This window comes from Brevibacillus invocatus (assembly GCF_003710915.1).
In the GTDB taxonomy this organism is placed as follows: domain Bacteria; phylum Bacillota; class Bacilli; order Brevibacillales; family Brevibacillaceae; genus Brevibacillus; species Brevibacillus invocatus.
Map to the genome: position 1 here is coordinate 149685 of NZ_RHHR01000015.1, position 12367 is coordinate 162051.

Annotated in this window: 13 protein-coding genes and 1 pseudogene; 12 read left to right on the forward strand and 2 right to left on the reverse strand. The window is 49.2% G+C overall.

The annotated features are described in order from the left end of the window. The first annotated feature begins 28 nt into the window (after positions 1–28). Both EDM52_RS11250 and EDM52_RS11255 read left to right on the forward strand, forming a co-directional pair. Positions 29–760 (forward strand): amino acid ABC transporter permease, encoded by a 732-nt coding sequence (locus EDM52_RS11250; RefSeq protein ID WP_122909077.1) that lies wholly within the window; start codon positions 29–31, stop codon positions 758–760. A gap of 20 nt (positions 761–780) precedes the next feature. Continuing rightward, positions 781–1521, forward strand: coding sequence for an amino acid ABC transporter ATP-binding protein (locus EDM52_RS11255; RefSeq protein ID WP_122909078.1), 741 nt, complete (start codon positions 781–783; stop codon positions 1519–1521). 116 nt (positions 1522–1637) lie between these two features. Here the strand turns inward: EDM52_RS11255 and EDM52_RS11260 are convergent, their stop codons facing one another. Further along, positions 1638–1982, reverse strand: coding sequence for a S4 domain-containing protein (locus tag EDM52_RS11260; protein WP_148038746.1), 345 nt, complete (start codon positions 1980–1982; stop codon positions 1638–1640). Positions 1983–2219: 237 nt separating this feature from the next. Next, positions 2220–3101, reverse strand: a complete 882-nt coding sequence (locus EDM52_RS11265) for a LysR family transcriptional regulator (protein WP_122909080.1) — start codon at positions 3099–3101, stop codon at positions 2220–2222. Positions 3102–3223: 122 nt separating this feature from the next. Here EDM52_RS11265 and hutG point away from each other — a divergent pair, with 122 nt between their 5' ends. From hutG to EDM52_RS11310, 10 genes and pseudogenes are all read left to right on the forward strand, one after another. Then, on the forward strand, positions 3224–4207 hold the full coding sequence (gene hutG / locus EDM52_RS11270; protein WP_122909081.1) for a formimidoylglutamase: 984 nt from the start codon (positions 3224–3226) through the stop codon (positions 4205–4207). Then, positions 4191–5094: pseudogene (locus EDM52_RS11275) on the forward strand (sodium/glutamate symporter). Before hutG ends, EDM52_RS11275 begins: the two are co-directional and overlap by 17 nt. A gap of 195 nt (positions 5095–5289) precedes the next feature. Beyond that, the gene (locus EDM52_RS11280) at positions 5290–6678 is read left to right on the forward strand and encodes an L-cystine transporter (protein WP_122909082.1); all 1389 of its coding nucleotides are present in this window, start codon (positions 5290–5292) and stop codon (positions 6676–6678) included. A gap of 137 nt (positions 6679–6815) precedes the next feature. Then, on the forward strand, positions 6816–7001 hold the full coding sequence (locus EDM52_RS25655) for an SMI1/KNR4 family protein (protein ID WP_183184988.1): 186 nt from the start codon (positions 6816–6818) through the stop codon (positions 6999–7001). Then, entirely contained in the window at positions 6950–7117 is a 168-nt protein-coding gene (locus EDM52_RS24625; protein WP_183185039.1) for a hypothetical protein, read from the forward strand. The genes EDM52_RS25655 and EDM52_RS24625 overlap by 52 nt, the downstream gene beginning before the upstream one ends. A gap of 152 nt (positions 7118–7269) precedes the next feature. Continuing rightward, positions 7270–9297: a gamma-glutamyltransferase gene (gene ggt, locus EDM52_RS11290; protein WP_122909084.1), complete on the forward strand. Its 2028-nt coding sequence runs from the start codon at positions 7270–7272 to the stop codon at positions 9295–9297. Positions 9298–9454: 157 nt separating this feature from the next. Next, positions 9455–10192 carry an ABC transporter ATP-binding protein gene (locus tag EDM52_RS11295; RefSeq protein ID WP_122909085.1) on the forward strand — a complete coding sequence of 246 codons (738 nt, stop codon included), beginning with the start codon at positions 9455–9457 and terminating at the stop codon, positions 10190–10192. A 2-nt stretch (positions 10193–10194) separates the two neighbouring features. Further along, a complete protein-coding gene (locus EDM52_RS11300; protein ID WP_245996804.1) occupies positions 10195–11322 on the forward strand; it encodes an ABC transporter permease in 1128 nt (375 codons plus the stop codon). A gap of 6 nt (positions 11323–11328) precedes the next feature. Beyond that, positions 11329–11490 carry an LPXTG cell wall anchor domain-containing protein gene (locus EDM52_RS24630; RefSeq protein WP_183184990.1) on the forward strand — a complete coding sequence of 54 codons (162 nt, stop codon included), beginning with the start codon at positions 11329–11331 and terminating at the stop codon, positions 11488–11490. 270 nt (positions 11491–11760) lie between these two features. Further along, positions 11761–12312, forward strand: coding sequence for a DJ-1/PfpI family protein (locus EDM52_RS11310; RefSeq protein ID WP_122909088.1), 552 nt, complete (start codon positions 11761–11763; stop codon positions 12310–12312). Positions 12313–12367 lie beyond the last annotated feature (55 nt).

Here is a 12367-nt window from a genome sequence, read left to right on the forward strand (position 1 = left end):
GAAAAGGAAGATGAATTGGAGGACAAACATGAGCTTCGAGTGGATTGTCAGAATACTTTCTGAAAACTGGCCCATGTTCCTGCGTGGAGCAGGGACCACACTGTATATCGCTTTGATCGGTACTATATTGGGGGCAGTGATCGGGCTATTGGCTGGGGTGATCCGCACGATTCCACTTCCGGAACGTGGAGCCAAACGAATCGGTCTGAAAGTGATAAATGCCCTATTCTCCACTTATATTGAATTTTTCCGGGGAACACCGATGATCGTGCAGGCGATGGTGATCTATTATGGTTCTGCTTTAGCCTTTGGCATGGATATCGATCGGTTGTTTGCCGCTGTCTTTATCGTGTCCATCAATACAGGAGCCTATATGGCAGAGATCGTTCGCGGCGGCATTGTTTCCGTTGATAAAGGCCAATACGAAGCCGCTCAAGCGATTGGGATGAACCATCTGCAAACGATGTTTCACGTTGTTTTGCCGCAGGTCATTCGCAATATCCTGCCAGCAACGGGGAATCAATTCGTCATCAATATCAAGGATACGTCCGTACTGAACGTGATTTCCGTAACGGAGCTGTATTTCACTACAAAATCGATCTCGGGGAACAACTTCCGGTATTTTGAAACGTTCTTTGTGGCTTGCGCGATTTACTTAATCATGACGGTGATCGTCTCCAGAGTACTTCGTTATCTGGAACGAAAGCTGGATGGACCAGAGAATTACACGATGACGGACAAGCAACTTGAAGCACGATAATGGGGGAAGGAGGAGTGATCATGGACACCATCATTGATATTCAGCATTTGAACAAGTCTTATGGAACCCATCAGGTACTCCGGGACATCAATTTTTCCGTGAACAAAGGGGAAGTCGTCACGATTATCGGATCCTCGGGGTCTGGGAAATCTACCCTTCTTCGCTGCATCAATCTCTTGGAAAAACCAAGTGGCGGTCAAATCATCTATCGTGGCGATAACATTTTGGACGAGAAGCATGATGTTTTTGCTTACCGCAGACATCTGGGTATGGTGTTTCAGCAGTTTAACCTGTTCAATAACCACAATGTCTTGAATAACTGCGTGGTGGGACAAGTAAAAGTGTTGAAGCGATCCAGGGAAGAGGCAGAGAAGGTAGCGATGAAGTATTTGCAGGTCGTCGGGATGGACAAATACATCAACGCCAAACCGAAACAGCTATCTGGCGGACAAAAGCAGCGGGTGGCTATTGCCAGGGCGCTGTCCATGGACCCGGATGTACTGCTGTTTGATGAACCAACGTCTGCGCTCGACCCGGAAATGGTCGGTGAAGTGCTGAAGGTCATGAAGGAGCTCGCCGGATCAGGTCTCACCATGCTGATTGTTACGCATGAGATGGAGTTTGCGAAGGATGTCTCTGATCGTGTCGTGTTTATGGACAAAGGCGTCATTGCAGAAGAGGGAAGTCCAGATCAGATATTCAATCATCCGACGCAGGAGCGGACGAGGGAGTTCTTGGCGCGTACGTTGAAACACGCGTAGTGCTGAAAAGCAAATATACACATGCAAATGGATTCGCATTACGAGACCAGATTGCGAGTACGTCAGATAAACGCAGGATTTTGCGTGTGTCTGGCGTTTTTTTTGTGGCCATTTCGCTACAAAGAATCCAGCAAAATACGGATGCAGTCATTCGTACATACGGCGGTACCAGGCTTTGTGGACCGGTCATTCAACCGGATAAGCCCCGATTTGATATACTGTACGATTTGTGTTCGGCTCCAGCCTACAAGCTGCCCGGCAAGCAGCTTATCCATGCGATAGCGAATGTCAGCGTGTTCGATGAAGATCTTCACTTCCTTGATCCCGCTCGTCTGACAGTCTATGATGTTGATGGACTCTGGACCCGTCGTCTCGATGGGTAGCTCTTCTTCCAGCACACGGGCATGTTCCCGGAACGACTTGTATATGGCCAGTTTTTTGTTCCACGTATGTCCTCTCACATTTGTAGATGAAGAAGCGGTATACGTTTTTTTCGTTAGAATTGTGACGACGAATGTCTGTATCCGTAAGCAGCGTCCAATAAAGCTCGATGGTATGCATGTCCTTCACCTCACGAGAAGATAAAGGAACGCGAAGGCCTATTTGAATGTATTGCAGGGTGAACCAAGAAGAAGACTCACCCAAAGGGCGAATCTCCGGAGCGAATCTCCGGGTCTTTTTCTGCTTGTCGCTTGATCTCAAGTAAAGTTCCGGCGGATCGTTTCCAAAAAAGTCTGGACCGCAGGAGCCATATACCGATTTTTCATATACGCCAAATAAATGGTTCGATCCAATGCAGGGGAAGCAATCGTTTTTCGAACAATGGAAGCATCGGTCAATTCAGACACATAATTTTCGGGGATGATGGTAATTCCCAGATTTTCTCTCACTAATGTCAAAGCCGTTTCAAAACGCTCAATTTCAAATTTGATCCTCGGAGTCACGTGTTCGAGTGAAAAGGCGCGTAAAATATCTTCTCTGGTCTGAAACCCTTCCGTACTAATGATGAAGGGTTCACCTTCCAGTTCCACGAGTCGAATAGATTCCTTTTGTGCCAGTGGGTGATCGCTGTGCAGCACCAGGACTAATTTTTCATCGTATAAAGGGATGGACTCGATATCGTCTTCATGGATGGACTGGTTTGTAATGAGCAGGTGAGTTTGATACTTTCGGAGTGATTCCTTCACGGCTTTTCCGCTCAGCACTTCAATCAGCTTGATGTTTATGGAAGGAAAACGCCCCTGATACTCCCGGATTACTTTGGGAATCCAATGCTTCACAGACTCGATAATGCCAATGATCAGCTCTCCGCTGCCAATCTGCTTTACCTCTTCCATCTCTTTTTTCAACATGTTCATCTGAGAGAGAAGCAGTACGGATTTCTTGTATAAAATTTTACCAGCGTCAGTCAGTTCGACCTTTCTGGTATTTCTTTCTAGTAACGGTGAGCCGATCTCTTGTTCCAGATTTTTGATCGCATTGCTTAATGAGGGCTGCGAAATATGCAGTTTTTGTGCGGCTTTGGAGTAGCTCAACAGATCGGAGACCGTCACAAAATAATGCAATTGCTTGATGTCCAAGAGAATCACCCACCTTTATTTATAGCATGAAGCTATTAATTTATTTAAATTATATATTAGAATTAATAAATTTGTCAGTATATAATCAAAAAACAAAATCACCTTCAGAAGGTTCAGAAAGGATGAAAAAGTTGCCAACACAAGTTTCAGCTGATGTATGGACCGGTCGAACTGATCATACGGAAAGAAGAAGCAGCTTTCGTTATCATCAGATAGTAGAATCGATGGATTTGGCTCAATTGCAGACTTCCAAGGAGCAAATATGTGCCATTATCGGGTTTGAATGTGACGAAGGAGTGAGACGCAATCAAGGGAGACTCGGTGCAGCCAAAGCTCCGAACGCTATGAGGCAAGCGCTTGCAAGCCTTCCCTGGAAACAGTCAGAAGGAAAGCGTGTCCTCGATGTGGGGAATATTCGTTGTGAAAAGGAAGCACTCGAAGAAGCTCAAGAAGAGCTGGGTCAGGTAGTCTCGGATCTCCTTGCCAAATCGGTGACCCCGATCATTTTGGGCGGAGGGCATGAAACGCTGTACGGACATTACCTCGGCGTCCGAAAGCATATCGGCCAAGAGGCTTCACTAGGAATCATTAATATTGATGCTCACTTTGATTTGCGTTCTTACGAAGTGCAGCCTTCATCCGGAACGATGTTTAGGCAGATACTAGAAAACGATCAAAATAGCCGTTACTTTGTGCTTGGCATCCAGCGTTTCGGAAATACACAGGAACTGTTTGATAAAGCTGACGAGCTGGGTGTCCGTTATCTATACGAGGAAGAGATGACAGAAGCACCGGATGACATCACTTCTGCATTGATCGAATTCATCGAGAAGCATGATCACGTGATGCTCACGCTTTGCACAGATGTATTGAATGCCGCTTTTGCTCCAGGCGTCAGTGCTCCGTCGCCTTTTGGATTGACGCCAATGCTCGTCCGTTCCTTGATCCGCACTGTTACCGCTCAAAAGAAAACGCTTTCTTTTGATATATGCGAAGTAAATCCGGTACTAGATGAAAATGGAAGAACCGTAAAATTAGGTGCTTACTTGACGAATGAAGCCATCATGGGATTTCTAGGGGGAGACAACTATGACATTAGCACTTAATCAAGTCAATACGATTTTTCTTGCTGTAGCCTTGCTCGTATTGGGCACATATCTGGTCAAAAAAGCGGGATTTCTGCAAAGGTTTTGTATCCCGGCACCCGTAGTTGGTGGTTTGATATTTGCCATCCTCCTTTGATTGGAATGATGGCAGGGGCTGTCTCGAAGGTGGACACGGTGCAGCAACTGCGTTCGGACAAACCCTTGAAGATATGGGAATCCAATCCGCGCTGGCGATCGGGATTGCGGCAGCTACCTTTGGTCTCGTAGCAGGGGGCTTGGTTGGCGGACCGACTGTCAAATATTTGGTTTCCAAACACGATCTAAAACCGACTGAGACCGATGAAGTGGTATTGCTGATTACATTCTGTATGGCAGTGGGGACGTATTTAGGGGAGCTGTTCTCGACGGCTACAGGCTTTGTACTCCCTGGTTATGTAGGAGCCATGTTTGTCGCGGTGATCGCACGCAACATCGTAGATAAATTCAAGCCGGATGCCACCGACATGAAGAGCATCAACCTGATTAGTGACGTGACGCTTGGCATTTTCCTTTCTATGGCACTCATGAGTATTAAATTGTGGGAAGTAGCGGATCTTGCACTTCCAATGCTGGTTATTGTGTTTGTACAAGTCGTCTTTATCGTCCTGTTCGGCATTTTCGTGTTGTTCCGCTTGCTGGGCAAAAACTATGATGCAGCCGTCATGGTCGCAGGCTTTACAGGGCATGGCCTTGGCGCTACGCCGAATGCAATGGCGAATATGGCTGCGGTAACACAACGTTTTGGTCCTTCACGAAAAGCGTTTCAGGTCGTTCCGATTGTAGGCGCCTTTTTGATCGATGTATTCGCTATGCCGATCATTATTACGACGATCAATCTATTTAAATAATATTTCAGTCTTAAAGTCGCTAGCTGACACCTGAACGTTCTAGGTGTCGGTTTTTTATTTATAATTAAATAATTTGTAATTTTGTTAAAAACACTTGAAGTACATTTCTGACTTGACCATTAGGTATTATCGGTAATATAGTAAGCATATTCTTTTTAATAAACGTAAATTCCAAGTGGAATGGAGGGAAATGAAATGTCAACATTGTGGACGATTGTGAACATCGTTGTTTTACTTGCCATCATTATTGGATTGTACACCATGCAAAAGAAACACATTTCGTTTTCCAAACGGGTGTTTGTCGGTTTAGGTGTAGGTATTTTGTTCGGACTCGTCCTGCAATTTATTTATGGAGCGAAATCCGACATCCTGCAGTCGACCTTGGACTGGTATAACATCGTCGGAAGAGGTTATGTGAAACTGCTGCAAATGATTGTGATGCCTCTGGTGTTCATCTCGATTGTCTCTGCTTTTACCAAAATGAAATTAACCCAGAACATCGGAAAAATCAGCACGCTCATCATCGGCCTGCTGGTCGGGACGACGGCTGTGGCCGCTGCGATCGGGATTGCGTCCACCTTGGCGTTCAATCTGGATGGAGCCCAGTTCCAGCAAGGGGATGCTGAAACCGCGCGAATCGGTCAGGTCGAACAGCGTCTGGGTGAGATCCAGAACATGACACTGCCGCAAAAGGTATTGGAGCTCTTGCCAGCCAATCCTTTCCTGGATTTGACCGGTGATCGTCCGACGTCTACCATCGCTGTTGTCATCTTTGCCGCTTTCATCGGAATTGCGTACCTGGGAGTAAGGAAGAAAAATGCTGAGCAAGCCGAGCTATTCGCCAAAATCGTGGATACGTTCCATGCGGTGATCATGCGCGTCGTTACGCTGATTTTGCGCCTGACTCCATACGGCGTGCTGGCGATTATGACGAGAGTGACAGCGACCAGTGATTACAATGCGATTTGGCAGCTGGGAAAATTCGTTGTGGCTTCGTATGTGGCTCTGGCGCTCATGTTTGCCGTTCATTTGCTGCTGCTGGCTTTTGCTGGATTAAACCCGATCACGTATATCAAAAAGGCATTTCCTGTGCTGACCTTCGCCTTTACCTCGCGTACGAGCGCAGGAGCCTTGCCGCTGAATGTCAAAACCCAGACACAGGAGTTGGGAGTTCCTGAGGGCATTGCCAACTTCGCAGGGTCATTCGGTCTTTCCATCGGGCAAAATGGCTGCGCGGGAACCTATCCGGCCATGCTCGCCGTAATGGTGGCGCCGCTCGCAGGGATTGATCCACTGACACCATCCTTTATTTTCACGCTGATCGTCGTCGTTGCCCTCAGCTCCTTCGGGGTAGCAGGTGTGGGCGGCGGAGCGACCTTTGCAGCGCTGCTGGTCCTGTCTACGATGAACCTGCCGATCGCGATCGTGGGCTTGCTGATCTCCGTAGAGCCGCTGATAGATATGGGACGTACTGCACTGAATGTGAGCGGAAGCATGACGACTGGTGTGCTGACGAGCAAAGTGACGAAAGAGCTGGATACTCAGGTGTATCATGATACGAAAGCACAATCTGTGACGGTTTAATAATGAAACCCGGCTGCTATCTCCATTCGTGGAAGGCGTAGCCGGGATTTTTTTATCTGACCTCCAATACAACGATGTCGGTTAAATAAGGTTTTATAAATAATCGACAAGATTGCCGATAAGGAAGATGATTGACCTTGGAGAAGATAGAGCATTTTGAAGCAACCGCCAATATTGAATTGCCGCAAGACTACAGAGATTTCCTGCTCCATATCGGCGACGGTGCGAGGCAAGACAGGCAATTTCCTCTGTCCTTGTCGCATGCGAAGGATTGTCTGGAATCGTCCATGATACAGGTGAAACGTGTTTTCCGCTGTTTGTAGAAGAGCTGGGTCAGGAAATATTGGTGAAGGGGCTAGGTGAGCTTGAGATTGCCGTAGGGGATGTCTTCAGGGTCAGAGGGCAATTGAATGGAGAGGTCTATCAGATATGGCGGTGATTCGCAGAGATGGTGAAGCGTATGCAGCAGAGGCTGTCCTTTTCAAATGAGGACAGCTTTTGTCGTTTTGAGTCTCGTTGACCAGAATAAATATCAGAAAATTGGAATAACATTGCAATGGCAATGAAACAAGCATACTGAGGAGGGAATCTATGAAAAAGTGGAGGTCGTTGGCTGTAATGGCCGCGGCTCTATGTGCTCTCGCTGCGCCAGTGCAGGCGGCAGTGCCAGGGGTACCTGCATCGGGTGAAGGAGCAACACAGGGGATAGTGGCGGTCTCGCATCCGGCAGCAGCAAAGGTCGGACTGGAGATTCTGGAACGAGGCGGCAATGCGGTAGATGCCGCAGCAGGCATCCAATTGGCGCTGAACGTCGTAGAGCCGATGATGTCGGGGATCGGTGGCGGCGGTTTTATGATGATCTACCTGAAGGATCAGAACAAGTTCACGGTGATTGACAGCAGGGAGATGGCGCCGAAGCATGCAGCTCCAGACATGTTCCTGGACGAGGACGGCAAGCCGATTCCGTTCGACGAGCGGCACACCAACGGCAAGGCGGTGGGCGTACCGGGCACGCTGCTAGGGGTGGATACGGCACTGAACAAGTACGGGACGATGAAGCTGCCCGATATCATCGATCCGTCCATCGAGCTGGCGGAAAAGGGTGTTCCGGTAAACTGGATTACAAGCGAGTACATCAACAGCGCAGTATGGAAGCTGGAAAAGCATGACACGGCCGGGAACGTATTCGTGCCGGGCGGGAAACCTTTGAAAGAAGGAGATCTCCTGGTACAGCCTGATCTGGCGAAAGCGCTGAAGCTGATCAAGCAAAAGGGCACGGACGCCTTCTACAAAGGAGAAATCGGGGAGGCGCTGGTAAAGGAAGTGCAGCGTACCGGCGGATCGATGACGATGGAGGACCTGCAGCATTATGTCGTCAAGGAGCGGGAGCCGGTGAGAGGAGACTTCCGCGGCTACGAGATTGTCTCAATGCCGCCGCCAAGCTCGGGCGGATTGACTGTCATCCAAATCCTCAAGCTGATGGAGGGCTTTGATAACCAAAAGGCTGGGGCCAACTCGGTGGAATACCTGCACAACCTGATCGAAGCCAATCACCTGGCCTATGCCGACCGAGCCAAATACATGGCGGATGATGACTTTTACCCTGTGCCGAAAAAAGGACTGATCCATGACGACTACATCAACGAGCGCAGAAAGCTGATTCTTCCGGACAGGGCAAATGCCGAAGTGGCGGCAGGTGATCCGTGGGCTTATGAAGAGAAAACAGCTGCTGCTCCACTCCCATTAAGCGAGGCAAGCGAGCACATATACACCACCCATTTCTCCGTGATGGACAAGTGGGGAAATTTGATCTCCTACACGACGACGATTGAGGATGTTTTTGGGTCGGGGATCATGGTTCCGGGGTACGGCCTCATGCTGAATAACGAGCTGACTGACTTTGACGCCGTGCCAGGCGGTGCCAATCAGGTAGAGCCAGGAAAACGTCCGCGCAGCAGCATGACGCCCACGATTGTGATGAAGGACGACAAACCGTTTATGGCGGTAGGCTCGCCGGGCGGTTCCACGATCATTGCGTCCGTGTCCCAAACGATTTTGAATGTCATTGAGCACGACATGCCTATTCAGGAGGCGATCCTGTCGCCGCGCATCTTCTCCAGCAACTATCCGAATGTCACCTGGGAGGCAGGCATCGATCAGGATGTGATACTGGCTCTGATGGCAAAAGGACATGTGTTTGCGGAGAAGCCGGGTAACATCGGGAATGTGCAAGCCGTCGTCTACGATTTTGAAACGGGCAAGATGTATGGAGGGGTGGACAACACGCGGGAAGGGACGGTACTCAGTGTTGACGGTGGCTCCTACCACACATCCAAACCTACGCCTGCACCACAGGCGGATAAAGGTGTATTTACACTGAAAGTGAACGGCAACACGTATCCGTACACGGCAGAGCAAAAGGTTTTGCGAAATGGGACAGCTTATATTCAGGCGGATAAATTGCTGCTCGGGCTGAACGGAGGGGCAGAGGCATTCAGGAACGACGCCGTGCAAATCAACGGGGAGCCGTTTTTACCCGTGAAAAAGGTAGCGGAAAAACTGGGGTATTCGGTCAGTTGGGATGCACAGGAATGGACGATCCAGCTGGAGATAAAGTAATCCTTCAAAGCCAGACACGGCCTCTTTAAATAAAGGGCCCTGTTTGGCTTTACATGCATTCCCTCAGGCGAAACGAGATGAAGAGATTTCCTGAAGCCTGTCGATTTCGATATAATGCAATCAAGACGATTGCAAGTAACAAGAAAAGGGGAATATCATGGCTGCATTGCTGGAAGTAGAGGGAGTTACAGGCGGGTATGTATCGAGTCGTGCCGTCATCGAAGATATCTCCTTTCACATACAGGAAAGAGAGATCGTGGCGCTCATTGGCCTGAATGGCGCAGGAAAGAGTACGATTATCAAACACATCCTGGGTCTGCTGGAGCCAAGGGAAGGCGAGATCCGCATAGCCGGAAAGACGTTTTCAGGCAGTCCGGAAACCTATCGGCACACCTTTGGCTACATTCCGGAATCTCCGATTTACTACGATGAATTGACCTTGTGGGAGCATCTGGAGCTTGCGGCGATGAGCTACGGCCTGGATAAAAAGGTGTTTGCCGAGCGTGTGCAGCCGCTGCTCAAGGAATTTCGCATGGAGGAAGCCCGAGATCGCTTCCCCCGGCAGTTTTCAAAAGGAATGAGACAAAAGCTCATGATCATGATGGCCTTGATGGTGCAACCGTCTTTGTACATCGTGGACGAGCCTATTCTAGGGCTGGACCCACTGGGAATCCGCACCTTGTTGACCTGGCTTGAGCGCTGCAAAGAGCAAGGCGCGGGCATTTTGATGTCGACACATATATTGGCGACGGCGGAGAAGTATTGCGATCGGTTTATCATCCTGCACAAAGGGCGGATCAAGGCACAGGGGACGCTGGACGAGCTGCGCCGCATCACGGGCATGCCGAACCACTCACTGGACGACATCTACTTGCATCTGGTCGAGGGAGAATGATGATGAATGTAGATCTCTTATTTCGCGAGCGGCTGCGGAGGTTTTCCAAGGAGGTCGTCCTCTACGGACAGTACATGGCAAACGGAGGCGTGCTTATGGTCGCCGTTTTTCTGACGGGACTGCTCGCTTATTACTATCCGAGCCTCGTCCAGGCGATTCCCGTGTGGTTTCCGGTACCAGTCGCACTTTCTTTCGTAATCGCTCTTTTTGTCACCAAAAGTCCTCATCGAACCTTTTTGCTGGAAGCGGACCTGCTGTTCCTGACACCCGCTGAAGCCAAGATGGATCGTTATTTTCGCAAGACGCAGATCTACAATTTCGTCGTTCAAAGCATCGGGCTATTCCTCGTCCTTTTACTGCTGATGCCCTTGTACAAAGCAACGATGGGGCCAGCTGGGGCTCAGCTGTGGTTGTATTGGGGAGTGCCCTTTATCTTGAAGGGCTGGAATGTGTACAGCAGCTGGATCACCATGCGCCTGCCTGACAAGAACCAATATGCCTTGTACACGCTGGTCAGATTTGGCATTACGTTTTACCTGCTCGCTTGGATGCTGAGCGAGGGACAGCTTTTGCCCTATGGGGTATTTATCTGGATGGGGCTGTTGATCTGGTTCCATATTCGGCTGCAGCGCATTTCAAAAGGACATGCCTACCAATGGTACCGATTGCTTGAGGTGGAGAACGGGCTGCGTCTGCGTTTTTATCAGATCGCCAACCAATTTCGGGATGTCCCGTCCTTGCAGCAGCGAGTGAAGTCTCGCAAATGGCTCATTTGGACAGCCAGACTGATCCCGTATCGCAAAGCAAACGCGGGACGGATCCTGTTCCTGAAATCATTCCTGCGCTCAGGTGATCTGGCCGGGATGTATATCCGGATCGTTGTCATCAGCTCGTTATTGATGTTGATCTTGCCGGGTGTGCTCGTCAAAGCGGCGTTCGCTCTACTGATTCTTTTTTTGTCTGCCATTCAGCTGAAGGGAATCGGGAGCCAAGTCCGGCACCAAAGTCGGTCATCCCTGCTTCCGATCGATGAGCAGCAGCAAAAGAGTGCGGCGCTATGGGGGCGGCGGGTGCTTTTGGTGGTTCAAGCAACCGTGCATATTTTGGTTGTACTTTTCGCAGTTTCATAGTAAAACGTGGAGATCAAATCGGGTTGCCAAGTGGGGACAGGGGCTGGTCCAGCGAACATTTGGGAACTCATGATGATGTTGGCTTACGAGGGATGGTATTTGCAAATTGGACTGGTGGTGTTGTTGAGCAGCTTCATTTTGTTTTATAAGCGACGCAAAAAGGTATAGGAAACGGACCTCTTATTGGAGGTACACCAAACAGCACATTCTGTTGTTCTACGATGGCTCTTTTCCTTTAAATCAAATCCCGCGAATCGGAAAACCGCGGGCGTTCTTCCACCGCACATGGAATCGATCCATACCATGCTGCATGATGAGTGACGCGAATCCGACAGCTTGATGAATTTGGTGTCTATCAAGCAGGAATCAAACATCTCCTCAAAGAATTGGAAAAACGGGAGGCGTGCTTTCCAAAAAAAGTCATGAGGAGGCTGTCGGATGAGTAAAAAAGTGTTGATTGTAACCGGAGATGCTGTAGAGGCTTTGGAGGTTTTTTACCCGTACTATCGTTGCCTGGAAGAGGGGTTTGAAGCGGTTATCGCTGCTCCTACGGTCAAAACGCTGCATACCGTATGTCACGATTTTGAAGCTCACAGTGAAACGTATACCGAAAAACCAGCCTACCAGCTTCCAGCCCATGCTTCTTTTGCAGAGATTAATCCTGAGGCTTTCGATGCCTTGATTATCCCAGGGGGACGTGCGCCAGAGCATATCCGGCTGAATGAGCATCTAAAGCCGATCGTCGCCCATTTCTTTGAGGCCAACAAGCCAGTGGCGGTCATTTGTCACGGTTCACAAGTGTTGACGATTGTCCGTGAATATCTGGAGGGCAGAGAAATGACGGCTTACCAGGCGTGCAGACCGGATGTAGAAGCATGCGGGGCCATCTATCAGACGGAGACCCTTCATGTCGACCGCAACCTCGTCTCGGGGCATGCTTGGCCAGATCTGCCTGGCTTCATGCGTGAGTTCATTAAGTTACTTCGCTAAGGATAACAAAACCTCCTATTGCGGCCTTCTTTATGGTTTTATGCCATATGGGGGG